The sequence below is a fragment of the Streptomyces sp. NBC_01235 genome (assembly GCF_035989285.1).
Taxonomy (GTDB): Bacteria; Actinomycetota; Actinomycetes; order Streptomycetales; family Streptomycetaceae; genus Streptomyces.
This window is the reverse complement of record NZ_CP108513.1, coordinates 6,704,806-6,729,394: the sequence shown is the minus strand read 5'-3', so window position 1 is coordinate 6,729,394 and position 24,589 is coordinate 6,704,806. Positions and strand designations below refer to the sequence as shown.

Sequence of the window (24,589 nt, the reverse complement as noted above, 5' to 3'; positions counted from 1 at the left end):
CGCCGTCCTCGACCCCGGCCCGACCGTTGTCGGGTGCAGAGGTGCCAGAAGCTGGAATGCTTGACTGGTTCGACCGACGGGTGGACGGCTGGGGGGCCGAGGAGCGTGGAGGACAGGGTGCGGGTGGTCATCGCCGAGGATTCGGTGCTGTTGCGGGAGGGGCTGACCCGGTTGCTGACCGACCGGGGGCATGACGTCGTCGCCGGGGTCGGGGACGCCGAGGCGCTGGTCAAGACGATTACCGAGCTGGACGACGAGGGCTCGCTGCCCGACGTCGTCGTCGCGGACGTGCGGATGCCGCCCACCCACACCGACGAAGGGGTGCGGGCCGCCGTACAGCTGCGCAAAGCGCATCCCGGGCTCGGGGTGCTGGTGTTGTCGCAGTACGTGGAGGAGCGGTACGCCACCGAGCTGTTGGCCGGTTCCAGTCGCGGGGTCGGGTATCTGCTCAAGGACCGTGTGGCCGAGGTGCGGGAGTTCGTGGACGCCGTGGTGCGGGTCGCCCAGGGCGGGACGGCCCTCGACCCGGAGGTCGTCGCGCAGCTGCTCGGCCGCAGCCGGAAGCAGGACGTGCTGGCGGGGCTGACCCCGCGGGAGCGGGAGGTCCTCGGGCTGATGGCCGAGGGGCGGACGAACTCGGCGATCGCCCGGCAGCTGGTCGTCAGCGACGGGGCCGTGGAGAAGCACGTCAGCAACATCTTCCTGAAGCTCGGCCTGTCCCCCAGTGACGGGGATCACCGCCGCGTTCTCGCGGTTCTCACCTACCTCAATTCTTGACTCGGTGGCACTGTGCCAGTCGTCGAGGTGACCGCGCGCCAAAGGTGACCACGTCTCACTGGCCGGTGCGTCTACCGCGACGACGCCGGGGGGCGGGAAATCATGGCAGCGGGGGTGCCGGGCCGTGTCGGGACATCGACTGTCATACGAAATGGCCGAGGGAAGGCGACCCTTACAGACGTAGGGTTGATCCATGGAGGGTCTTCAGGAAGACCTCTGCGGGACAGCCACCTCGAGGGAGGTCCAGTTCAGTGACCAGTCAGGTCAGCAGCCCAGCGGAACAGGCCGACGGAACCGGCGGAGCGGACGCGGCCGTCGTGGGAGAGCAGCGCAAACCGGACGGGACGAAGGACGTACGCCGTCTCGACCGGGTGATCATCAGGTTCGCGGGTGACTCGGGTGACGGTATGCAGCTCACCGGTGACCGCTTCACCTCGGAGACGGCGTCGTTCGGCAACGACCTCTCCACCCTGCCGAACTTCCCCGCCGAGATCCGCGCGCCCGCCGGCACCCTCCCCGGTGTCTCCTCGTTCCAGCTGCACTTCGCCGACCACGACATCCTCACCCCTGGTGACGCGCCCAATGTGCTGGTCGCCATGAATCCTGCGGCGCTGAAAGCGAACATCGGTGACGTACCGCGCGGCGCGGAGATCATCGTCAACACGGACGAGTTCACCAAACGCGCGATGCAGAAGGTGGGGTACGCGGCCTCGCCGCTGGAGGACGGCTCCCTCGACGGTTACCAGCTCCACCCGGTCCCCCTGACCACCCTGACCGTCGAGGCACTGAAGGAATTCGACCTCACCCGCAAAGAGGCCGAGCGCAGCAAGAACATGTTCGCGCTCGGCCTCTTGTCGTGGATGTACCACCGGCCGACCGAGGGCACCGAGAAGTTCCTGAGATCGAAGTTCGCGAAGAAGCCCGACATCGCGGCCGCGAACATCGCCGCCTTCCGTGCGGGGTGGAACTTCGGCGAGACGACCGAGGACTTCGCGGTCAGTTACGAGGTCGCTCCGGCGGCGAAGGCGTTCCCCGTCGGCACCTACCGCAACATCTCCGGCAACCTGGCTCTGGCGTACGGCCTGATCGCCGCCTCCCGGCAGGCCGATCTGCCGCTGTTCCTGGGGTCGTACCCGATCACGCCGGCCTCCGACATCCTGCACGAGCTCAGCCGGCACAAGAACTTCGGCGTACGGACCTTCCAGGCGGAGGACGAGATCGCGGGGATCGGCGCGGCGCTGGGGGCGGCCTTCGGCGGGTCCCTCGCCGTCACCACCACCTCCGGGCCCGGTGTGGCGCTGAAGTCCGAGACCATCGGACTCGCCGTCTCGCTGGAGCTGCCGCTGCTGGTCGTGGACATCCAGCGGGGCGGGCCGTCGACGGGTCTGCCGACCAAGACCGAGCAGGCCGACCTGTTGCAGGCCATGTTCGGGCGCAACGGCGAGGCCCCGGTGCCGATCGTGGCGCCCCGCACGCCCGCCGACTGTTTCGACGCGGCCCTGGAGGCGGCGCGGATCGCGCTCACCTACCGGACCCCGGTGATGCTCCTGTCCGACGGCTACCTGGCCAACGGCTCCGAACCCTGGCGCATCCCGGAGCTGGACGAGCTGCCGGATCTGCGGGTGCAGTTCGCGCAGGGGCCGAACCACACGCTGGACGACGGCACCGAGGTCTTCTGGCCGTACAAACGTGACCCGCAGACCCTCGCCCGGCCGTGGGCGATCCCGGGCACGCCGGGGCTGGAGCACCGTATCGGCGGGATCGAGAAGGAGGACGGGACCGGGAACATCTCCTACGCCCCCGCCAACCACGACTTCATGGTGCGCACCCGCCAGGCCAAGATCGACGGCATCGACGTCCCGGACCTCGAGGTCGACGACCCGCACGGGGCGAGAACCCTGGTGCTGGGCTGGGGTTCCACCTACGGGCCCATCACGGCGGCCGTACGGCGGCTGCGCACGGCGGGCGAGGCCATCGCGCAGGCGCATCTGCGGCACCTCAACCCGTTCCCGCGCAACCTCGGCGCGGTGCTGAAGCACTACGACAAGGTCGTCGTCCCCGAGATGAACCTCGGCCAGCTCGCCACCCTCGTACGGGCGAAGTACCTGGTCGACGCCCACTCGTACAACCAGGTCAACGGTATGCCGTTCAAGGCGGAGCAGCTCGCCGCGGCGCTCAAGGAGGCCATCGATGGCTGAGACCGGAGCGGAAGGCACGGGCACGATCGAGGCGCTCTCGCTCGTCCCCAAGGCCGAGGCCAGGCAGTCCATGAAGGACTTCAAGTCCGATCAGGAAGTGCGCTGGTGCCCCGGCTGCGGTGACTACGCGATCCTGGCGGCCGTCCAGGGCTTCATGCCGGAGCTGGGGCTCGCCAAGGAGAACATCGTCTTCGTCTCGGGCATCGGCTGCTCGTCGCGCTTCCCGTACTACATGAACACCTACGGGATGCATTCGATTCACGGGCGGGCCCCGGCGATCGCGACCGGGCTCGCCGCCAGCCGGCGCGACCTGAGCGTGTGGGTGGTGACCGGCGACGGGGACGCGCTGTCCATCGGCGGCAACCATCTGATCCACGCGCTGCGGCGGAACGTGAACCTGAAGATCCTGCTGTTCAACAACCGGATCTACGGGCTCACCAAGGGCCAGTACTCGCCCACCTCCGAGGTCGGCAAGATCACCAAGTCGACGCCGATGGGCTCGCTCGACGCGCCCTTCAACCCGGTGTCGCTGGCGCTCGGCGCGGAGGCGTCGTTCGTGGCGCGGACCATCGACTCCGACCGCAAGCACCTGACGGAGGTGCTGCGCCAGGCCGCCGCCCACCCGGGCACGGCGCTGGTCGAGATCTACCAGAACTGCAACATCTTCAACGACGGCGCGTTCGAGGCGCTGAAGGACCGGCAGTCGGCCGAGGAAGCGGTGATCCGACTGGAGCACGGGCAGCCGATCAGGTTCGGAGCTGGGGGCACCTCCCGCTCGAGCGAAGCCGAGGGTGGGGGAGGCGCGCGGGGGGTCGTGCGCGACAGGGCGACCGGCGATCTGAAGGTCGTCACGGTGACCCCGGAGAACGCGGCGGACGTGCTGGTCCACGACGCGCACGCCGCGTCCCCGACCACCGCCTTCGCCCTGTCCCGGCTGGCCGACCCGGACACCCTGCACCACACGCCGATCGGTGTGCTGCGCTCGGTCGAGCGGCCGGTCTACGACACACAGCTGGCGGACCAGTTGGACACGGCGATCGAACAGCACGGCAAGGGCGATCTGGCGGCGCTGCTGGCGGGTGGGGACACCTGGACGGTCGTCGGCTGAACCATGTGGTGAACCAAGTCGGCTGAAGCATGTGGTGAAGCATGTGATGACCGGCGGCGAGGCCCGGGACTGGAGTTCCAGTTCCGGGCCTCGCCGTATGCCCGCGCCGTAAGCCCGCGCCGTATGCCTGGCTGCCCGCGCCGTATGCCATGAGTGCCCGCGCCGTGCGGCCTGGCACTGTCCGTGACACTTACCAGCACGTTAGTACCTTACTTCAAAGTGGGTACTTTCCCAGAGTTAGCGCATCTCCTAGGGTTAGCGACAGACCCGCACACCCCCACTAGGAGTTCCTGACCCATGAGCATCGTCGTCACCGGAGCCACCGGACACCTCGGCCGCCACGTAGTCGAGCAGTTGCTGGAGAAGGTCCCGGCCGAGCAGATCACGGCCGTCGTCCGCGACGAGGCCAAGGGCGCCGACTTCGCGGCCCGCGGCGTCAAGCTCGCCGTCGCCGACTACAACGCCCCCGAGACCTTCGGCAGCCTCTTCGCCTCCGGCGACAAGGTGCTGCTGATCTCGGGCAACGAGTTCGACAAGGGCCGCCCCGCACAGCACCAGGTCGTCATCGACGCCGCGAAGGCGGCCGGGGTCGCCCTCCTCGCGTACACCAGCGCCCCGGGCACCCTGAGCGCGGCACTGGCGGACGACCACCGCGCCACTGAGAAGGCGCTGCTCGCCTCCGGCCTGCCGTACGCGCTGCTGCGCAACGGCTGGTACCACGAGAACTACACCGAGAACCTCGCCCCGGTGCTGGAGCACAACGCCGTCGTCGCCGCCGCGGGTGAGGGCCGGGTCTCCTCCGCCTCCCGCGCCGACTACGCGGCCGCCGCCGTCGCCGTGCTGACCGGCGAGGGCCACGAGAACAAGACGTACGAGCTGGGCGGCGACGAGGCGTGGAGCTTCGCCGAGTACGCGGCCGAGCTGACCAAGCAGACCGGCAAGGAGATCGCCTACAACGCCGTACCCGTCGAGGTGCTCACCGGCATCCTGACCGGAGCCGGCCTGCCCGAGCCGCTCGCCGCGATCCTGGCCGGCGTGGACGCGTCGATCGAGCAGGGCGAACTGGTCGTCTCCAGCGGCGACCTGTCCCGCCTCGCCGGCCGCCCGACCACTCCGCTCGCCGAGGCGATAACGGCGGCGCTCAAGGGCTGACACTCCCCCTGCGGGCCCTTGAGCCACCCACCCCCGCCTGTCATGACCGTATAGCGATACGGACATGACAGACGGGGGTGCTCGGCGTTACCTTCGTCCACGCATGCCAGAACGCGAGAGGGAGGGGCGCCCCGTGGCCGGGACGAGGAGTGAGGGCCGGACCGGTCTGCTGAACGGCTTCGCGGCGTACGGGATGTGGGGGCTGGTGCCCCTCTTCTGGCCCCTGCTCAAGCCCGCCGGGGCGACCGAGATACTCGCCCACCGCATGGTGTGGTCCCTCGCCTTCGTCGCCGCCGCACTGCTCGTCGTGCGGCGCTGGGCGTGGGCCGGTGAGCTGCTGCGACAGCCGCGCCGACTCTGTCTCGTCGTGATCGCCGCGGCCGTCATCACCGTGAACTGGGGCGTCTACATCTGGGCCGTGAACAGCGGCCATGTCGTCGAGGCGTCCCTCGGGTACTTCATCAACCCGCTGGTCACCATCGCGATGGGCGTGCTGATCCTCAAGGAGCGGCTGCGGCCCGTGCAGTGGGCCGCAGTCGGCGTCGGCTTCAGCGCGGTGCTGGTCCTGACCGTCGGCTACGGCCGCCCGCCATGGATCTCCCTCGTCCTCGCCTTCTCCTTCGCCACCTACGGGCTGGTGAAGAAGAAGGTGAATCTGGGCGGGGTCGAGTCGCTGACCGCCGAGACCGCCGTCCAGTTCCTGCCCGCTCTGGGCTACCTGCTGTGGCTGTCCGCGCACGGCGACGCCACCTTCACGACCGAGGGCGTCGGACACGCGGCCCTGCTCGCCTCCACCGGCATCGTCACCGCGCTCCCCCTCGTCTGCTTCGGCGCGGCGGCGATCCGCGTGCCGCTGTCCACGCTGGGCCTGCTGCAGTACATGGCGCCGGTCCTCCAGTTCATGCTCGGCGTCCTCTACTTCGGCGAGGCCATGCCGCCCGAGCGCTGGGCCGGGTTCGCGCTGGTGTGGCTGGCCCTGGTGCTGCTCACCGGGGACGCGCTGCGCACCTCGCGCCGGGCGTCCCGCGCCCTCGCCACCGAGATCAGCGACGCGAGGTTGCCCAGCACGACCATCACGACGGGCACCGCCGGCGCCGTCCTGAAGGCGGAGAGGGTGGCTTCCACCACGCCTGCCACGTCCGCCGCCTCCACCACGCCTGCCATGGCTGCCACGTCCGCCGCCTCCGCAGCGTCCGGTGCCCCCGCTGTAGCCGTTCCGGAGGCGGGCGTGCCTCCCCTCGCCGAGCCGTAGATCCTGGACCGGGTCGCCGACGAGCCGTAGATCCTGGACCGGGTCGCCGACAAGTGGTCGCCGCTCGTCATCGCACTGCTCGACAACTGCCGGCTGCGCTTCACCGAGCTGCGGCGGGCGATCGGCGGGGTGAGCCGGCGGATACCTCGACGGGAGATCGACGGGTGAGCCGGCGGATGCTCCGGCGGGTCGGAGGATGGTTAGGGCACCGAATCAACACAGGTGAGCGTGCCAGGCCCCGCGTCTCCGGTATGACCCGCCGGACAGGCTCCAGGCCTGCTACATGTGGCTGCATGACTGAGACGCCCGCGGTATCCGAGACATCGTCAGCATCCGACGCAGCGCCCACGCCCAAGCCCACGCCCGTGCACTGGAAGCTAGTCGTCGACTCCGCCGACCCGCACGCGCAGGCCGATTTCTGGGCCGCCGCGCTGCACTACGCGATCGAGGACAACAGCGCGCTCATCGAGCGGCTGCTGGAGCTCGGCGCGCTGCCGGGCGCGGCGACGCCGGAGTTTCACGGCCGCCCCGCCTTCCGGGATCTGATCGCCGTACGCCACCCCGACGACCCGTACGACCCCGACAGCGGGACCGGTCTCGGGCGGCGGCTGCTGTTCCAGCGGGTGCCGGAACCGAAGACGGTCAAGAACCGGCTCCACCTCGATCTGCATCCCGGTGCGGGGCTGCGGGCCGGAGAGGTCGAGCGGCTGACGGCGCTGGGGGCGAGCGTGCTGCGGGAGGTGGAGGAGCCTTCCGGGGCATGGGTGGTCATGGCGGATCCGGAGGGGAACGAGTTCTGCGTGCATTAGCCCACTCGGGGGCTCTCGATGTCCGGTATGTGAATCCTGTGTCCTGATAACGCTCTTGACGCAGAGTTAGTGGCGAGTTCACCATCCTGGAACCCCATTCACTGTGGAGTCGCTGTGACGCGGCGACTCCCGAGGAATCCGGAGCCCCCCACATGCAGCTCCCCGCCGTGAAGTTCCCCGCCGTGAAGCTTCCCGCCTCCGGGCGCACAGCAGCCGTCAGCGCCGTCTCGGTTGTCATGCTCCTGACTTGCGGATCGATAGCCGGCGCCGCACCCGCCCCCGCGCCCCTGGTCGCCGCCCCCGACATCCCCGTGGCCAACGTCAAGGCGCATCTGACGCAGTTGCAGTCCATCGCCACCGCCAACGGCGGCAACCGCGCCCACGGCCGCACCGGCTACAAGGCATCGCTCGACTACGTGAAGGCCAAGCTGGACGCCGCCGGGTACACCACCACCATCCAGCAGTTCACCTCCTCCGGCCGCACCGGCTACAACCTCATCGCCGACTGGCCCGGCGGCGACACCGGCCAGGTCGTCATGGCCGGGTCCCATCTGGACTCCGTGACGGCCGGCGCCGGGATCAACGACAACGGCTCCGGCTCGGCGGCCGTGCTGGAAACGGCCCTGGCCGTGGCCCGGTCCGGCTACCAGCCGGGCAAGCACCTGCGGTTCGCCTGGTGGGGCGCGGAGGAACTGGGCCTGGTCGGGTCCAAGTACTACGTCAACAACCTGTCCTCGGCGAACCGCGCCCGCATCAGCGGCTACCTCAACTTCGACATGATCGGCTCGCCGAACCCGGGCTACTTCGTCTACGACGACGACCCGGCCATCGAGAAGACCTTCAAGGACTACTTCACCGGCCTCGGCGTCGCGACGGAGATCGAGACCGAGGGCGACGGCCGCTCCGACCACGCCCCCTTCAAGAACGCGGGCGTGCCGGTGGGCGGGCTGTTCAGCGGCGCCGACTACATCAAGACGGCGGCGCAGGCGGCCAAGTGGGGCGGTACGGCCGGGCAGGCCTTCGACCGCTGCTACCACTCCTCCTGCGACACCACGGCCAACATCAACGACACGGCCCTGGACCGCAACGCGGACGCCCTCGCGTACGCGGTCTGGACACTGTCCGCCTGACCGGCTCCGTCTGACCGGCTCCTTCTGACCGACACCTTCTCGTCGGCTCCTTCTCGTCGGCTCCTTCTGGTCGGCCCCTTCTGGTCGACCGGGCTGCTACGCGCCTGACTTGCGGGCGCGGTCGGCCAGGCGGAGCATGCGCGCGCGGGCGGACTCCAGCTGCTCGACGTCGTCGGCAGCCGGACCCTCCTCGGTGGTGAGCTCCGTCCACAGGCCGAGGAGTTCGGTCCCCAGGTTCAGTCCCTGCAGGGGGTCGCGTACGGCACGCCAGGCCGCCGCCGCGCTCTGGACGTTGCCGTACGCGGCCTCCGCGTCCCGGGCCCGGCGGCGGATGCGGGCCAGGTCCAGGGAGACGTGGAAGGAACGCAGCGGGTCCCCCGCCAAGTAGGCGATGTACGCGGTGAGTTCGCGCAGCCGGAGCACTTCGGGGTGCTCCGGCCCCAGCGTCCCGGACGCCTCCAGCACGGTCCGCTCCGCGAGGTCGGCCGCCGCGTCTATACGGCCCGCCCGCACGGCCTCGTTGATCTGCGCGATCGGTTCCCCGAGGAGGGCGGGCCCCCCGCCGTCGCCCTGGAGGGTACGGGGGTCGTCCCCGAGCACCGCCTCCGCCACGGCGTCGAAGCCACGAGCGGGGGTGGGCTTGGGGTCGGGGTCGGAGGCCGAGTCGGAGATGAGGTCGTTGGGGAAGAGGGGGGTGGGGGCCGGGGGTGTAGGGGTTGAGGTGGGGGTCGGCAGCGGGAGCGGGATCGGGGCCGAGGTGGGGACCGGGGCCGGGGTGAGGGGCGAGGACAGGGTGGGGACCGGGGCCGGGGTCGCGTTGGGGCCGGCGTCCGGGTCCGGGTTCGGGTTCGGGTTCGGGTTCGGGTTCGGGTTCGACGGCTCGTCCATCGTCGGGGGCGGGCCGAACACGCCCGTCGGGGCGATGACCGTGCCGGGGGCGGGGACGTCGTCCTGGGGTTCCGGTACGGCCCGGAGCGCGTACGTGGGTGCCGTCTCGGGCGCCGGTGCCGACTGAGGTCCCCGCTCGGCCTCCGACTCGGGGACCGCGCGCAACGGGAACGTCGGCGCCGCATCCCGTACCGGCTCGGGCACCGGGCGCAGGAAGTGCGTGGCCTTGTCGCTTCGCGGCTGAGCAGGTTGTTCGTCCTCGACGGGCGCGAAAGCAGGGGCGGCGGCGGGCGTGTCGGCGGGCGCGGGCACAGTGCTGGGCGCGCTGCGGGATTCGGGCGCGGTGGTGGGTTCGGCGCTCTGCGCGTCCGGTGCCTCCTCCCGTACCGCCCCGGGTGCCGTCTCCCGTACCGCTTCCCGCGTCGCCGTCGTCCGTAGGGGCTCTGCCGTGAAGTGACTGGAGCCGTCCGGGTCCACGCGCAGGGGGACGACGTAGCTGATGCGTTCGTCGTGGACCGTGGCGAGGACCGGGTGTCCGGTGGCGAGGGCGATGCGGTGGAGGTGGCTCAGTACGGCGCGCTGGATCTCCTCGCCGTCGACCGCCACGACCGGTACGCCGCCTATCGTCGCCGTCCCACCCCCGCGGACATGGACGTCGAGCGGTGCCACCACGGCAGCCTGCCGGCCGGCGTGCTTCTGTTCCCGCTTCTTCTCACGGCTGAGTCGAGACATCGGTTCCTCACTCGGATGCGTCGTCACGATCCGGTCGTCCAGGTCCGTGTACGTATACACGTACTGTTGAGTCTCTCCGAGCGCTCCCGATCCTCACGTCACCACGACGTCACAGCCTCGTTCCAGGAAACCACGCCCCGCTCCCGGGGCCGCACCGGGGACCACCAGGATCAGGGGCGTCCCGGAGGACGGCGACGACTGGGAGGGACACGGGTCATGCGGACGACGGACGGGCAACGGGGGCCGGAGATCTGGATCCGGGGGCCGGTGGCCGCACCGGATCCGGTACCGATGCCGTACGCCTCCACCGCCACGCCCCGGCGCTTCTCCTGGGTCGCCACGCACGGCGGGGCCGGCTGCTCCACGCTCGCCGCGGTCTACGGCGGCCAGGACTGCGGGCGCGAGTGGCCCGGCGCCGGCGATCCCCCGTCCGTACTGCTGGTCGCGCGCACGCATGCGGCCGGGCTGGAGTCCGTTCTGCGGGCGGTGGACGTCTTCCGGCGCGGGGAGGCTCCGCAGGGGCTCGACCTGGACGCGGTGGTTCTCGTCGCGGACGCACCGGGCCGGCTGCCACGGCCGCTCGTCCAGCGGGTGCGGGTGATCGAATCGGTGATCGACGTGTACCGCGTCCCCTGGGTGACGAACTGGCGCCTCGGCGACCTGGGCGGAAGCCCGCCACGGGAGACGGAAGCGTTGTCCCGGCTCACCGGAGGCGGGAGCGGAAGGGCGGTTCGTTGAGGAGGTAGCTGAGGGAGGTAGTTGAGGGAGGTAGTTGAGGGAGGTAGTCGAGGAGGTAGGGGCAGCGGTGGGGGCGTGGGTAGGGGGTGGTCCGGGATGACGCCCCTGGAGTGGCCCCCGGCCGTGGAGATCGCCGCGGCCGTGCGGACGGGTCGGCTGCGGGCCGTGGACGTCGTCGGCGAGGCACTCGGACGGATCTCCCGGGTCGACCGTGCCCTGTGCGCCTTCGCCGAGGTGTGGGAGGAGCGGGCGCGCGCGTGGGCGCGTGAGGTCGACGTGCGGGTCGCCGCGGGCGAGTGGTTGCCGCTGGCCGGGGTGCCGATCGGCGTGAAGGGGCGGCACGGGCTGCGTACGGCGGCCCCGCTCATCGCCGCCGGATGCGTGCCCGTGGGGGCGACCGCCGTCCCCGGGCCCGGCACCCCCTGGCAGACCTGGGGCCTCGGAACCCACGGCCGCACCGTCAACCCCTGGCGCGCCGACCGCACGCCGGGCGGCTCCTCGGCCGGCTCCGCGGCGGCGGTGGCCGCCGGCCTGGTCCCCCTGGCCACCGGCAGCGACGGCGCGGGCTCGGTACGGATCCCGGCCGCGTGGTGCGGCGTGATCGGCCTGAAGACCACGAACGAGCGACCACCGCAGGGGGACCGTAGGGGGCCGGCGCCCAGGGACCGTGGGGGATTGGTGCCCAAGGGCCGTAGGGGGTCGACATCCTCAGACCGTGCGGGTCTGGCGGCGCCCGGTGTGCTCGTGCGGTACGCGGTGGACGCCGAGGCGTACTTGCGTGTCAGGGCTCCGGAGGCGGCGTCCCCGCGGCGGCCGTCGGCGTCGGCGCCGGGAACGCGACTGTGGGGGACGGGCTCGGAAGCGCACGCGCGCGTGACGGGGGCCGAGGCGTGTGAGGGGACGGGGACCACGGTTTCCGTCCCGCCCCCGGCCCCGCCCCTCGCCGTCTTCTCTCCGGATCTGGGCTTCGCCGACCCCGACCCCGAGCCGCTGGCCCTCGCCCGTGCCGCCGCCGAACGCCTCGCCGAGGCCGGTGTCGTACGGCTGCCCACCTCTGACGCGCTCCTGCGTCTGGAGGACCCCGCCCCGGCCTGGCTCGCACTGCGCACCCCGGGCTCGGACCTCCGCGCGGCCGCACGGATCCGCGAGGTGAACGACCGGCTGCTGGCCGACCTCTTCTCCCATGCCGACCTGCTGCTGACGCCCACGACCCCGAATGCCGCGCATGGTCACGAAGGTCCGGGCGACCGTTACTCGACCGCCCTCACCTGGGCTTTCAACCTCAGCGGTCACCCGGCGATCAGTCTCCCGGCGGGAATCGGCACGGACGGCTGCCCGGTGGGGTTGCAGGTGGTCGCGGCCCACGGCGGGGAGAGGTCGCTGCTGGCGGCCGCCCGGGGCACGAAGCCCTATCGATAATTACTTGCGTGCACATATAATGCAGAGGCAGACTATCGCCGCACGCCGACTACTTGGGGGATCTGATCATGGCGCACCGCAGCTTCCTGTTCGTACTGGGCAGCAGCCGACCGGACGGCAACACCGAACTGCTGGCCCGCGAGGCCGCCGAGCAGTTGCCCTCCGACGTCGAGCAGACGTGGATCAGCCTCGTCCAACACCCCCTGCCCGACTTCGAGGACCTGCGGCACGACGCCGACCGCGTCCGCCCCACCGAGGGCAGCACGGCGCTGCTGTTCGACGCCACGCTCACCGCGACGGACATCGTGATCGCGTCCCCGCTGTACTGGTACTCGGTCTCCGGCCAGACCAAGCGCTACCTGGACCACTGGTCGGGCTGGCTGCGCACCCCCGGTGTCGACTTCAAGGCGACGCTCGCCGGGCGCACCCTCTGGGGCGTCACCGCGCTCGCGGACGCCCAGCCCGTGGTCGCCGACCCGCTCGTCGGCACGCTCAACAACTCGGCCGCGTACCTGGGGATGCGCTTCGGCGGGGTGCTGCTCGGCAACGGCAGCAAGCCCGGCGACGTCCTGAAGGACACCGAGGCGCTGACGCGCGCGAAGACGTTCTTCGCCCAGGAGGCGCCCCTCGCCCGGTTCGCCTACGAGACGGCCGGCTAGGCCTCGGCCAGGCTCCGGCTAGGCCGTGACGTCCTTCGTCGTGAAGCGCGCCCAGGCCGCCGAGCCGAAGACCGCCGCGTACAGGGCCTGGAGGCCGAGGTTCTTCTGGAGGTCGTCCCAGTAGACCGGCTCGCGCATGAGGTCGGCGAAGGACAGCCAGTAGTGCGAGAAGAAGTACGGCTGGAACGCGTGGAGCTGGGGGATCTGGTCGAGGATCTGGATCGTGATCAGCAGGCCCACCGTCGTCGCCATCGCCGCGATGCCGCTGCTCGTGAGCGTGGAGACGAACAGACCGAGCGCCGCCACGCCGATCAGTGACGCGGCGACTACCAGGGCGATCAGCAGGGCCCTCAGCAGCCCGTCGGCGAAGCCGATCCGGGTGCCGGAGATCGTCGTCAGGTCACCGAGAGGGAAGAGCAACGCCCCGACCGTCAGCGCCGAGAGCGCGACCACGAGCGTGGCCGCCAGGCAGAAGGTCAGGACGGTCGCGTACTTGGCCAGGAGGAGGCGGGTGCGGCCGGCGGGGGCGACCAGGAGGTAGCGGAGCGTGCCCGCGTTCGCCTCGCCGGCGATCGCGTCGCCCGCGATCACACCGATCGCCATCGGCAGGAAGAACGGCAGCGTCACGGCCAGCGCGGTGAAGACCAGGAACAGGCCGTTGTTGGTGACCTGCGAGATGAACGCCGGACCGCCACCACCCCCTCCCCCGCCACCACCGCGACCGGCGGACGAGCCTTCGCTCGTCTCGATCTTCACGGCGATCCCGACCAGGACCGGCACGGCCGCCAGCACGCCCAGCAGCGCGAGGGTGCGCCAGCGCCGGAAGGTGGTCAGCAGTTCGCTGCGCAGAAGTCCGAAAGTCCAGGTCCAGGACCGGGACCGGGGCCGTGGGGAGGCCGCGCGCGGAAGCGGGCTGCCCACGGATTCCGCCCCAGTTTCAGCTTCAGCCTCAGCTTCAACCTCGGCCTCCGCCTCCGCCGCCCTCTCCGTCTCAGCCTGCGACATCGAATCCCTCCCCCGTGAGCGCCACGAACGCGTCCTCCAGGGAGGCCCGTTCGACGGCGAAGCCGCGGACGCGGACACCCGCCGCCACCAACGCGGCGTTCAGGTCGGCGAGATCGCGCTCCGGAGGCGGAGCCTCCGCGCTCACCCGGTCCTCGGCGACGACGACATCGCCGGCGCCCTGCTCCTTCAGCACCCGGGCCGCGTCCGCCGGGTCCGGGGTCGTGACGACCAGCCGGCCACGTGTCCCCGCCGCGAGGTCCGCGACCGAACCCTGTGCGATCAGCCGGCCCTGCGCCATCACCGCCGCGTGCGTGCACACCTGCTCGATCTCGTCGAGCAGATGGGAGGAGAGGAACACGGTCGTGCCCTCCGCCGCCAACTCCCGAATCAACGAACGGATTTCCCGCATGCCCTGGGGGTCCAGGCCGTTGGTCGGCTCGTCGAGGACGAGCAGGCGGCGGGGCTGGAGAAGCGCGGCGGCGAGGCCCAGGCGCTGCTTCATGCCCAGCGAGTACGCTTTCGCCTTCTTGCCGGCTGCGGCCGTCAGCCCCACCCGTTCCAGCGTCGCCGCGACCCGAGTACGCCGGGTGCGCGGGTCGGCGGTCGGGTCGGCGGCGTCGTAGCGGAGCAGGTTGTCGCGGCCGGAGAGGAAGCCGTACAGGGCGGGGCCCTCGATGAGGGCCCCGACGTGGGGCAGGACGGCGCGCGCGGCCCGCGGCATGGGTTGCCCCAGTACGCGGGCCGAGCCGGCCGTGGGCTCGATGAGCCCCATCAGCATGCGGATGGTGGTGGTCTTGCCGGAGCCGTTGGGCCCGAGGAAGCCGAAGACGCTGCCCGCCGGGACGGTCAGGTCGAGGCCGTCCACGGCGAGTTGCCCGCCGCGGTAGCGCTTGGTGAGGGCGCGGGTGTGGATGACGGCGTCGCCGTCGCCCTTGGAATCCCTCATCGGCTCCCCAGACCCTAGGTTGCTGCTTACTTCCCCGCGTTCGCCGCCTTCACCAGGGCGTCCTTGGTGACCGCGCCGACGTAGACCTTGCCGTCGTCCGTCATCAGGGCGTTGATCAGGCGGGTGGAGAAGACCGTGCCGGAACCGAACTTACCGCTCACCTTGTCGCCGAAGGAGCCGAGGAAGCCGCCGAGGTCGCCGCCGGCCGCGGAGTCCGAGGGCATGCCCTCGCCGCCGGTGTCGAAGGTGGCGACGGAGGTCCAGCCCTCGCCGATGACGTTGAGACCGGCCGGACCGCCGAGGTCCTGCGCGAGGTCGTCGTCGGAGCCGGAGTGCCCCGGCGCCGTCTCCGGCGCGCCTCCCTCGTCCCACTTGCCGGCCTCTTCGCCCTTCTCGCCCTCGGTGACCTTCGCGCCCTTGGGGGCGGTGAAGTCGAAGGTGGAGGCGGCGGGCTTGGCGAAGCTGACCTGGGTGAAGCCCGCGTCCACGACGGCGGCGCCGCCGCTCGCCGGGGTCAGCGTGAACTTCAGCGGCAGGCCCGTCTTCGCGTCCACGGCCACGCTGATCGCGCCGACCGTGGAGCCGGACTGCTTCGGCTTGACCAGCAGCTTGTAGGCGTCACGGCCGGCGACCTGGACGGTGCCGTCGACGGTCACGGAGGTCGTGTCGTCGACCGCCTTCAGGGCGTCCTCGGTGAGGTCCTTGGGCGTGGCCGGAACAGGTGTCTCCGCCTTGTCGGAGCTCTCGTCGACGGTGGAGTGGTAGACCTCGTTGGAGGCGCTGTCGTACCCCCACACGTCCTTGCCGTTGTGGATGACGCTGTACTCGGCGGCGTTCTCCAGCAGCGAGAGCTTCTGCCGGTCCGGGCCGTCGGCGGCGACGCGCAGGGTGTGCGTGCCGGACGCGAGTTCGGTCAGCTTGGTGGACGGATCGGCGGACGAACCGTCACCACCCTGCTGTGCGGCCCCGGAAAGGAGACCGCTCTCCAGCCCGCCGAGGTCGGGCAGCCCGAGATCGGTGCTGATCTTCACCGTTCCGGACAGCTGCTGTACGTCCGAAGCGGCGATCTTGTCGAGGAGTTGCTGTGCGGTGATCTTCGGCAGGTCGGGGTCGCCGGAGTCGGCGAGCGCCGGGACCAGCCCGATCGTCGCCGCCGCGACACCGATCACGGTGACCGGGACGACGTACCGCACGGCCTTGCGCCGCCCGGCGCGCAGGTCGTCGGCCTCCCCGCCGTTCGGCTCCGCGCCGGTCATGGTGTCGTCGGATGCCTTCGGTGCCATGTGTGCCTTACCTCCGTCGTCGGCGGCGGCTGGTCATCTCACGCTGAACGCCCCACCCCAAGCCGCCATTCTCACCCGAATCGGTGAGGAGTGGTGTTTTCCCGTAGTCCCCATCTGACCAAATCGGCCGCCGCGAAGCGTCAGCCCGAGGGCTCAACTCCACATACGCCTGCGGTATGACACGAGAGCGAGAAGAGAGCGGCCGACCCGTAGGGGTACCGGGGGAGGGCGAGGGGGCGAGGGCGTGAGCGGCCAGAGAGGACCGGGACGGACGGGGCCCGGACCGGCGGAGGCCGGGACGGACTGAGACCAGGACCGGACGGGGCCGGGACCGGCGGAGGCCGGGACGGACTGAGACCGGGACCGGACTGAGACCAGGACCGGACGGGGCCGGGGCGGATCGGGACCGGGGGCGGACGGGGCCGGGACGGACTGGGACCGGGGTCGGACGGGGGTCAGCCGGCCCGGTGGACCACCGCGTCGCAGAGTTCCATCAGCGCCGCCTTGGCGTCGCACTCCCGCAACGGCGCCAGCGCGGCTCGCGCGTCCTTCGCGTACCGCACGGTGTCCCGGCGGGCCTGCTCCAGCGCCGGGTGGACCCGGAGCGCCTCCAGGGCCTCGGCGAGCCGGGCGTCGTCGCTCAGGTCGGAGTCCAGCAGCTCGCACAGGGCGATGTCCTCGGGCAGCGACAACCGCGCCGCCCGCTCCCGCAGCCGCAGCACGGGCAGCGTGGGAACGCCCTCGCGAAGATCCGTCCCCGGCGTCTTGCCCGATTCGCGCGAGTCGGACGCGATGTCCAGGACGTCGTCCGCCAGCTGGAAGGCGACGCCCAGCCGCTCGCCGTACTGCGTCAGCACGTCGACGACCGTCTCGTCGGCGCCCGACATCATCGCCCCGAACCGGCAGGCCACCGCCACCAGCGAGCCCGTCTTGCCACCGAGCACGTCGAGGTAGTGCTCGACCGGGTCCCGTCCGTCCGTCGGCCCGGCCGTCTCCAGGATCTGCCCGGTGACCAGCCGCTCGAACGCCTCCGCCTGCACCCGCACCGCCTCCGGCCCGAGGTCGGCCAGGATGTGGGAGGCGCGCGCGAAGAGGAAGTCACCCGTGAGGACGGCGACGGAGTTCCCCCAGCGGGCGTTGGCGCTGGGCACCCCGCGGCGCACGGCGGCCTCGTCCATCACGTCGTCGTGGTACAGCGTGGCCAGATGGGTCAGCTCCACGACCACGGCCGACGGCACGATGCCCGGCGCGTACGGGTCCCCGAACTGCGACGCGAGCACCACGAGCAGGGGCCGGAACCGCTTCCCGCCCGCTCGCACGAGATGCTGGGCGGCCTCGGTGATGAAGGGAACCTCGCTCTTGGTGGCCTCGAGCAAGCCTTCCTCGACAGCCGCCAATCCGGCCTGGACATCGGCTTCCAGAGCCTGGTCCCGCACGCTCAGCCCGAACGGCCCGACGACGGTCACGAGGGGTCTCCTGTCTGCTGGTGTCTACTGGCGGTTACGCGGTTTGTCGATAGGTCTCTGCCATCACTCAAGTCAGCGTATCCGGTCACGTTTCGATCACCGATAGCCCCCACGGTTACAGGCCAGGCCGTACCGGATCACGCCCGATATGTTCCCGATCGAGACATATGAACTGACTTTTATAGACTTACCGGGAAGTAATGGGCATCTACTCACCCCCTTCCCCCCGAGTCCACCATTTCCCGCGCTCGAATCTTTAGCGTTCCTTTGGCAATGACTTGGGCTCAATGTCCGATTCGCCACCCTTATGAATGCCGGTGACTTGGCTCACTCCCCACGCCTGCCCGGTTTCGACTCGACATTCACCGATTCGCCGCACCCCCCAAGCAAGTTGGGGCTTTGCACCCACAAAGGATCAAGCACCCCATAGGTCACAGACCAAGGTCAATAGGGTTGATCTGTGAATTGGCTACTTGTTCCGGACATGTGCTCTCGCATACGTTCCCGGCCTGTCGGGCGGAACGCCGAATCCTGCCGCCGCCTGTACACCCACCGATAACGCACGGCAGGAGCGGGGGAACCAGGTAAGTCGCCGGACCGAATGTTTCAGACATATCGGTACGGCTTGGGGTGAAGTCGCGCCCGTCAGGACGCGACCGGGCAGCTCCCGCCCGAACCCGACAGCTCACCTCGCAGGCGCCGGAGAGGAACTTCGTCATGCCCGCTGCCGCTCAGCCGCGCCGCACCCGCCGTAACCGTCTCGCCCGCACGCTCACCGTCGCCGCCACCGGCGCGGCCGTGCTCGCCCTCCCGCTCCTCGGCGCCACCAGTGCCTCCGCGGCGACCCCGACCGTCGCCACCGCCACGAGCCTGGGTTACGCCGACAACCTCGACGGCTGGATCCGCGCCTCCCTCCAGGTGATGTCGCAGCACGGGATCCCGGGCACGTACAACGGCATCTACCGCAACGTCATCCGCGAGTCGTCCGGCAACCCCTACGCCATCAACCTCTGGGACTCCAACGCGGCCGCGGGCATCCCGTCCAAGGGCCTGCTCCAGGTCATCGACCCGACCTTCCGCGCCTACCACGTCGCCGGTACCTCGTGGAACTCGTACGACCCGGTCGCGAACATCACCGCGGCCTGCAACTACGCGGCCGCCCGGTACGGCTCCATCGACAACGTGTTCGGCGCGTACTGACAGACCCGTGTGACTCCGTTCACGGAAACAGTCTTTCGAGGACGACGGCCACGCCGTCGTCCTCGTTCGACGTCGTCACCTCGTCGGCCACCGCCTTGAGTTCGGGATGGGCGTTGGCCATCGCGACTCCGCGCGCGGCCCAGTCGAACATCGGGATGTCGTTGGGCATGTCCCCGAAGGCGATGGTGTCCTCGGGCCGCAGGCCCAGACGTTCGGCGGCCAGGGCCAGGCCCGTCGCCTTGGTGATCCCGCAGGGCTGTAGCTCGACCGTGCCGGGCCCCGACATGGTGACCGTGGCGAGCGAGCCGACCGCCGAGCGGGCCGTCGCCGCCAACTCGTCGTCGGACAGGGTGGGATGGCGCAGCAGCACCTTGCTGATCGGCTCGCACCACAGGTCGTCGCGCCGGCCGACGCGCAGGGCGGGCAGGGTCGGGTGCGGCATCCGGTAGCCCGGCTCGATGAGCGTCAGCCCGTCGACGCCGTCCTGGTCGACGGCCGCGTACAGCTGCCCCACCTCCGCCTCGATCTTGCCGAGCGCGGTCTCGGCCAGCTCCCGGTCCAGGGTGACCGACCACAGCAGACGGTCCGCGCCGGCGTCGTACAACTGCGCGCCCTGTCCGCACACCGCGAGCCCTCTGCTGTGCAGCCGGTCGAGCAGCGGCCGCACCCGGGGCGCGGGGCGTCCCGTGACCACCAGGTGACGTGCACCGGCGGCGGCCACCCGCGCGAGCGCGTCGAGCGACCGGTCGGAGAAGGTGTCGTCGCCGCGGAGCAGCGTTCCGTCCAGGTCGGTGGCGATGAGGGAGTACGCGCTGCGCGCGGCATATGCGGTGGGTGCGGCCATGATCAGAGAATACGGATCCCGCACCCCCCGGGTTCGACGCGAACCGAACGACGACCAGGTCCTGTCCGGTTCTGCCAACTCCCCTTTGCCGACTGGTGCACAACAGGCTCGGGACTGGCTCAAAGAATTGGCTTTCTGGCACATCGCCGGGTAGCGGACGGTTAAAGGCCTCTGCACCGGTTGGCAACAACATGTGACGCTACCTACCGCGACGCCCGGGTGGAGCGGTACCGTCCAGGTGTCCAGGGGGGACTTGATCGGGGGGTCAGGTTGAGCAGTGGGCGCATTCGTGTGCTGAGGCCGGAAGACCTCGGCGAGGGGGAGAAGGAGCGGTGGCGCGCGCTGCGTGCCGCGTCGACGCTTCCGCGAAACCCCTTCATGGAACCGGAGTTCACCGACGCCGCGGGCCTCGTGCGGCCACGCGCGCGGGTGGCGGTGGTGTACGAGGGGCGTGAGCCGGTCGGTTTCCTGCCCCACGAGCGGGGCCGGCTCGGCCAGGGCCAGGCCCTCGCGTACGGCGTCTCGGACGCGCAGGGCGCGGTGCTGACGCCGGGTCTCGGGCTGAACGGCGCCGAACTGATGCGGGCGTGCTCCCTGTCGAGCTTCGCCTTCGACAACCTGGAGGCGGAGCAAGGGCTGTTCGTCGCGCACGCGGCCGAGGAGTACGCCGCCTATGTCATCGACGTCGAAAAGGGTTACGAGACCTACGAGTCCGTACTGCGGGCGCAGTCGCCGAAGTTCCTGAAGACGACGCTCGCCAAGGAGCGCAAACTCGGCCGTCAGGTCGGGGAGCTGCGGTTCGTGTTCGACGAACGCGACCCGGCCGCGCTGCGCACGCTCATGGCGTGGAAGTCCGCGCAGTACCGCAGGACCGGCCGCCGGGACCGCTTCGCCCAGGAGTGGATCACCCGGCTGGTGGCCGCGCTCGCCGGGACGCGCGCGCCGGAGTGCTCCGGCACGCTGTCCGTGCTCTACGCCGGTGAGCGGCCGATCGCCGCGCACTTCGGACTGCGTTCGTCGACCGTCCTGGCCTGCTGGTTCCCGTCGTACGAGCCGGAGTTCGCGAAGTTCTCGCCCGGCCTGGTGCTGCATCTGCGGATGGCCGAGTCGGCCGCCGCCGAGGGCATCGGCCTGCTCGACCTGGGGCGGGGCGCGGCCGAGTACAAGGACTCGCTGAAGACCGGGGAGATCCCCGTGTACGAGGGAGCGTGGACGCGTCCGGGGGCGGGCGCCGCGCTCTACTGGCTCAGCCGTGAACCGTCCCGCCGCGCGCACCACTTCGTGCGCAACCGCCCGCGGCTCGCCGCGGCGGCCGCACGGACCTTGAAGGGCGCGGGCCGGCTTCGCCGGTCGTGACGAGAGCGCCGGTCGGCACGGCCATGAGACACGGCGGCCATGAGACATGGCTGTCTGGGACACACGGCCGTCTGGGACACGGCGGTCTGCGACAGGGCGGTCATGAGACAAGGGGGGTTCATGTCCCGCGCAAGAGGTGTGCGGCAGGAGATCGTGCAGCAGGAGATCGAGAGGTTCCTCGACATCCGGCCGGTGCAGATCGCCGAGCTCGAACTGGACGAGGGGGGCGTGCTCAGACCCGGTCCGGGGAGCCCGCCCGTCACGCACGGCGAGGTGTTCGTGCTGGTCAGAATGGGTGGCAGACCAGTCGGGACGCTCCTCGGACACGTACCGGAAGGCGCGGATCCGAAAGCGGTCCTGCGGGGTCTGGCCGCTCGCGAGGAAGCCTTCTCGGCGGGGCCCGCCCGCCTGCCCGGCCCGGTGCCCGTGCCGTCCACCACGGTTGTCGTCGCCACCCGCGAACGCGTCGAGAAGCTCGCCCACGCCCTCGACTCGCTCCTCGCCCAGGACCACCCGGACTTCGAGATCGTCGTCGTCGACAACGCGCCGGTGACGGACGCGACCCGGGACCTGATCGAACACAAGTATGCCGAGCGAGTGCGGTACGTGACCGAGCCGGTGCCCGGTCTCGCCGTCGCGCACAACAAGGGTGTCGAAGCCGCGCACGGCGAGGTGACCGCCTTCACGGACGACGACGTCGTGGCGGACCCCCGCTGGCTCACGGAACTCACCGCGCCCTTCACCGCCGACCCCCGCCTCGGCTGCGCCACCGGCCTGATCCTCCCGGCCCGGCTGCGCACGCCCGCGCAGGTCCTCCTGGAGAGCCACGGTGGCTTCGCCAAGGGCTTCACGGCACGCACGTACGACCCGCAGGACCCGCCGGCCGACGAGCCGCTGTTCCCCTTCACCGCGGGCCGCTTCGGCTCCGGCGCCAGCATGGCCTTCCGTACGGAGGTGCTGCGGGCGGTCGGCGGCTTCGACCCGGCGACGGGTGCGGGCACGCTCGCGCGGGGCGGCGACGACCTCTACGGGTTCGTCCGCGTCCTCGCCGAGGGCCATCGGCTGCACTACACCCCGCAGGCCCTCGTCTGGCACCACCACCGGGAGACCTGGCGGGACCTGGAGACCCAGGCGTACGGCTACGGCGCCGGCCTCACCGCCTACCTCACGGCGATCCTTGTCAACCGCCCCGGCCTGCTCCCGGCGTTCCTGGCCCGGCTGCCCAGGGGACTGGCCTACGCGCGAACCCTGACGGCCAGCCGGGAGGCGGAGGCTGGGACGGCGTCGAGGGCAGTTTCGGGGGCGGGGGCCGGGACGGCGTCGGGGGCGGGGGCTGAGGCGGCGACGCGTGCAGGGGACGTGTCCGGGCAGGCAGGGGGCGTATGCGGGCGGGCGGGGGGCGCGCCCGGTGGGCATGACGACCGGACACATGCCTGGCCCGGGCGGCTGTCCCGGCTCCAGCGGCGCGGCATGCTCTACGGGCCGGTGGGCTATCTGCGGGCCCGGCGCGCGCTGCGGCTGCGGGGGGCCGCGCGATGACGGCGTCCGCCCCCAGAGGCAGTGGCCGGGGCAGCGGCAACGGCAACGGCAACGGCAGTGGCGATGTCCTGGTGTCCGGAGGCCGCAGCATCCCTGTGTTCCTGTACCACGCCGTGATGGAGGATCCGCCCGACTGGATCGCCGAGTTCACCGTCAGCCCGAAGCAGTTCGGCGAGCACCTGGACGCCGTCGTCGACAGCGGCCGTACTCCCGTCACGATCAGCGTGCTCGCCGACCACCTCGCGGGGCGGTCGCCGCTGCCTCCCCGGCCGGTGCTGCTCACCTTCGACGACGGTTTCGCCGACCTGCCCGGTGCGACCGCCGAGGCGCTGGCCGGGCGCGGACTCTCCGCCACCGCCTACCTCACCACCGGCGCCATCACCCCGGGCGGGCGCAGTCTGCTGCCGCCCGCGCCGATGATGACGCTGGAGCAGGCGGCGCGGCTGGAGCAGTACGGGATGGAGATCGGCAGCCACACGGTCACCCACGCCCAGCTGGACACCCTCGCGCCCCGGGCGCTCGCGCACGAACTGCGGGCTTCCCGCTCGGTGTTGGAGGACACGCTCGGCCACGGCGTCCGCCACCTCGCCTACCCGCACGGCTACAACAGCGGCCGGGTACGGCGGATGGCCGTCGCCACGGGCTACGAGACGGCCACCGCCGTGCGGCACGCGCTCAGTTCGGACCGCGACGAGCACTACCGCATCGCCCGGCTCATCGTGCGCCGCGGCCACACCGTCACCGACGTCGAGGGCTGGCTGTCGGGCCGGGGCGCACGGATCGCGCCGTACCGCGACAGCCCGAAGACGGTCGCGTGGCGGTGGTACCGCCGGGCCCGCGCGGTGGTGCGCGGGCCCGTCTTCGCGGGTTGACCTCCCGCACCGCCGGAGGCCGGGGCCTCCGGCGGTTGCTTTCGTGAGTTCCCGTCAATCCCCAACAGGTTCTGTCGGCAGTGTCAGCCTCTGTCAGCTCAACGGCTGGTTGAGGTAGGGGTCGGAGACCGCCTTACGCAGGCTGCCCCAGGCGTCGTCGCCGGCCACCGCGAGATCGCAGTGCGGCCCGGGGTCGCGGTAGTTCCACTGGAGCGCGGCCTTGACGCCCGTCAAGCCCTTCAGCACCGCCGGCACCTTCGCGTACCACTCGGCCTGCCGGTCCGGCTGCGACGGGTCGTTGGCGGTGCCGAACTCGGAGAGCATCAGCGGTTTGTCGTCGGAGATGTTCTTGCGTATCCAGTCGTGCGTGGCCCGCTGGGTCTGCGCGAAGGACAGCCAGTTCGCCTTGTGGCACCGGTAGTAGTTGTACTGGTTGTAGGCGACCCAGTCGACGTAGTCGTCTCCGGGGTACATCCGCTTGATCAGTTCGGCGTGGGGCAGGTAGCCCGTGGTGATCCACGTCCACACCACGTTGGTGACGCCCAGCTTCCGGAACCGATCGTGGATGTGCCGGTACGCCCTGACGTAGTCCTCCGGGGTGCCGTTGGCCGGCGTCCGGGTGTCCATCTCCAGGTCGAAGGAGAGGAAGATCTTCTGCCCGGTGGAGCGCCCGTACTGCTTGACGCGTTCGGCCTGGACGTCGATGACGGACGCGTCCAGGTCGCCGTCCGCCATCTGCTTCCAGGTGGGCTGCTGCGCCTTCGTGCCGCCCCACCACTTGCTCTCCCAGGAGAGCAGCAGCAGATGGCCGTCGGCGGCGACGCGCTGCTCCTCCGTGGTGAGCAACTGTCCCTCCAGGCTCGTCCCTTGAGCGAGGGACATGTCGTGGTACGTGTAGACGATGTCGAGCTTGCGGCCCACCTTCTCCTCGTAGTCGTGGACCTTCTCCGCCAGGTTTCCCTTGCTGTGCGGCACGAAGGCCCCGAACCAGGCGCCGCAGGGCGGTTCGAGCAGCGCGCTCGGCGCGCACTTCCCGCCGAGCGCGGACGGCCGCGACCCGATGGCCTCCCCCGGCCTGGCCCCGGAGTCCCCCAGGGGGCCGTCACGCACAAGGAGCACGGCGGTCAGCACGGCACAGAGCGCGGTGGCGACCGCCAGCAGCAGGTGACGGGGGTGGCCCGGAATGTCGGCTCGGACGCCGGTCGGGCGGCGGTGG

At 71.0% G+C, this 24,589-nt stretch carries 21 protein-coding genes, 1 pseudogene and 1 riboswitch; of the genes and pseudogenes, 15 read left to right on the top strand and 7 right to left on the bottom strand.

Features of this window, described 5'->3' with window-relative positions; genetic code table 11:
* Positions 1-105 precede the first annotated feature (105 nt).
* The 8 genes and pseudogenes from OG289_RS30180 (at position 106) to OG289_RS30145 (ending at position 8,426) form a co-directional block, all read left to right on the top strand.
* Positions 106-777 (top strand): response regulator transcription factor, encoded by a 672-nt coding sequence (locus OG289_RS30180; RefSeq protein ID WP_327317202.1) that lies wholly within the window; start codon positions 106-108, stop codon positions 775-777.
* Between the two features lie 251 nt (positions 778-1,028).
* Positions 1,029-2,975, top strand: a complete 1,947-nt coding sequence (locus OG289_RS30175) for a 2-oxoacid:acceptor oxidoreductase subunit alpha (RefSeq protein WP_327317201.1) — start codon at positions 1,029-1,031, stop codon at positions 2,973-2,975.
* Positions 2,968-4,083, top strand: a complete 1,116-nt coding sequence (locus OG289_RS30170; protein ID WP_327317200.1) for a 2-oxoacid:ferredoxin oxidoreductase subunit beta — start codon at positions 2,968-2,970, stop codon at positions 4,081-4,083. Before OG289_RS30175 ends, OG289_RS30170 begins: the two co-directional genes overlap by 8 nt.
* A gap of 297 nt (positions 4,084-4,380) precedes the next feature.
* Entirely contained in the window at positions 4,381-5,235 is an 855-nt protein-coding gene (locus tag OG289_RS30165; RefSeq protein WP_327317199.1) for an SDR family oxidoreductase, read from the top strand.
* A 103-nt stretch (positions 5,236-5,338) separates the two neighbouring features.
* Positions 5,339-6,487: an EamA family transporter RarD gene (rarD, locus tag OG289_RS30160; RefSeq protein ID WP_327317198.1), complete on the top strand. Its 1,149-nt coding sequence runs from the start codon at positions 5,339-5,341 to the stop codon at positions 6,485-6,487.
* 30 nt (positions 6,488-6,517) lie between these two features.
* Positions 6,518-6,631, top strand: a pseudogene (locus tag OG289_RS30155) (winged helix-turn-helix transcriptional regulator); the annotation flags it as partial.
* A gap of 149 nt (positions 6,632-6,780) precedes the next feature.
* Positions 6,781-7,296: a VOC family protein gene (locus OG289_RS30150; RefSeq protein ID WP_442818977.1), complete on the top strand. Its 516-nt coding sequence runs from the start codon at positions 6,781-6,783 to the stop codon at positions 7,294-7,296.
* Positions 7,297-7,478: 182 nt separating this feature from the next.
* Positions 7,479-8,426 carry a M28 family metallopeptidase gene (locus OG289_RS30145; protein ID WP_327320848.1) on the top strand — a complete coding sequence of 316 codons (948 nt, stop codon included), beginning with the start codon at positions 7,479-7,481 and terminating at the stop codon, positions 8,424-8,426.
* Between the two features lie 96 nt (positions 8,427-8,522).
* Here the strand turns inward: OG289_RS30145 and OG289_RS30140 are convergent, their stop codons facing one another.
* Entirely contained in the window at positions 8,523-10,046 is a 1,524-nt protein-coding gene (locus OG289_RS30140) for a tetratricopeptide repeat protein (RefSeq protein WP_327317196.1), read from the bottom strand.
* 216 nt (positions 10,047-10,262) lie between these two features.
* On the opposite strand from OG289_RS30140, the gene OG289_RS30135 reads away from it, so the two are divergent.
* From OG289_RS30135 to OG289_RS30125, 3 genes are all read left to right on the top strand, one after another.
* On the top strand, positions 10,263-10,784 hold the full coding sequence (locus OG289_RS30135; RefSeq protein WP_327317195.1) for a DUF6668 family protein: 522 nt from the start codon (positions 10,263-10,265) through the stop codon (positions 10,782-10,784).
* Between the two features lie 96 nt (positions 10,785-10,880).
* A complete protein-coding gene (locus OG289_RS30130; protein ID WP_327317194.1) occupies positions 10,881-12,203 on the top strand; it encodes an amidase in 1,323 nt (440 codons plus the stop codon).
* Positions 12,204-12,271: 68 nt separating this feature from the next.
* The gene (locus tag OG289_RS30125) at positions 12,272-12,862 is read left to right on the top strand and encodes a flavodoxin family protein (RefSeq protein WP_327317193.1); all 591 of its coding nucleotides are present in this window, start codon (positions 12,272-12,274) and stop codon (positions 12,860-12,862) included.
* Positions 12,863-12,880: 18 nt separating this feature from the next.
* On the opposite strand, the gene OG289_RS30120 is transcribed toward OG289_RS30125, so the two are convergent.
* The 4 genes from OG289_RS30120 to OG289_RS30105 form a co-directional block, all read right to left on the bottom strand.
* Complete coding sequence (locus tag OG289_RS30120) at positions 12,881-13,867, bottom strand: ABC transporter permease (protein ID WP_442818976.1); 987 nt, start codon at positions 13,865-13,867, stop codon at positions 12,881-12,883.
* On the bottom strand, positions 13,854-14,813 hold the full coding sequence (locus OG289_RS30115) for an ABC transporter ATP-binding protein (RefSeq protein ID WP_327317191.1): 960 nt from the start codon (positions 14,811-14,813) through the stop codon (positions 13,854-13,856). Before OG289_RS30115 ends, OG289_RS30120 begins: the two co-directional genes overlap by 14 nt.
* A 26-nt stretch (positions 14,814-14,839) precedes the next feature.
* Positions 14,840-16,096, bottom strand: coding sequence for a LolA family protein (locus tag OG289_RS30110; RefSeq protein WP_327317190.1), 1,257 nt, complete (start codon positions 16,094-16,096; stop codon positions 14,840-14,842).
* Positions 16,097-16,551: 455 nt separating this feature from the next.
* Complete coding sequence (locus OG289_RS30105; protein WP_327317189.1) at positions 16,552-17,562, bottom strand: polyprenyl synthetase family protein; 1,011 nt, start codon at positions 17,560-17,562, stop codon at positions 16,552-16,554.
* A gap of 540 nt (positions 17,563-18,102) precedes the next feature.
* A riboswitch (cyclic di-AMP (ydaO/yuaA leader) is annotated at positions 18,103-18,276 on the top strand.
* A gap of 3 nt (positions 18,277-18,279) precedes the next feature.
* Here OG289_RS30105 and OG289_RS30100 point away from each other — a divergent pair.
* Positions 18,280-18,762 (top strand): transglycosylase SLT domain-containing protein, encoded by a 483-nt coding sequence (locus OG289_RS30100; protein ID WP_327317188.1) that lies wholly within the window; start codon positions 18,280-18,282, stop codon positions 18,760-18,762.
* Positions 18,763-18,781: 19 nt separating this feature from the next.
* On the opposite strand, the gene OG289_RS30095 is transcribed toward OG289_RS30100, so the two are convergent.
* Entirely contained in the window at positions 18,782-19,606 is an 825-nt protein-coding gene (locus OG289_RS30095) for an HAD family hydrolase (protein WP_327317187.1), read from the bottom strand.
* Positions 19,607-19,897: 291 nt separating this feature from the next.
* Between OG289_RS30095 and OG289_RS30090 the strand changes: the two genes are divergently transcribed.
* From OG289_RS30090 to OG289_RS30080, 3 genes are all read left to right on the top strand, one after another.
* On the top strand, positions 19,898-20,962 hold the full coding sequence (locus OG289_RS30090) for a GNAT family N-acetyltransferase (protein ID WP_327317185.1): 1,065 nt from the start codon (positions 19,898-19,900) through the stop codon (positions 20,960-20,962).
* A gap of 120 nt (positions 20,963-21,082) precedes the next feature.
* Positions 21,083-22,501, top strand: a complete 1,419-nt coding sequence (locus tag OG289_RS30085; protein WP_327317184.1) for a glycosyltransferase — start codon at positions 21,083-21,085, stop codon at positions 22,499-22,501.
* Positions 22,502-22,617: 116 nt separating this feature from the next.
* Positions 22,618-23,373 carry a polysaccharide deacetylase family protein gene (locus OG289_RS30080; protein WP_327320847.1) on the top strand — a complete coding sequence of 252 codons (756 nt, stop codon included), beginning with the start codon at positions 22,618-22,620 and terminating at the stop codon, positions 23,371-23,373.
* A 93-nt stretch (positions 23,374-23,466) separates the two neighbouring features.
* On the opposite strand, the gene OG289_RS30075 is transcribed toward OG289_RS30080, so the two are convergent.
* The gene (locus OG289_RS30075; RefSeq protein ID WP_327317183.1) at positions 23,467-24,504 is read right to left on the bottom strand and encodes a glycosyl hydrolase; all 1,038 of its coding nucleotides are present in this window, start codon (positions 24,502-24,504) and stop codon (positions 23,467-23,469) included.
* Positions 24,505-24,589 lie beyond the last annotated feature (85 nt).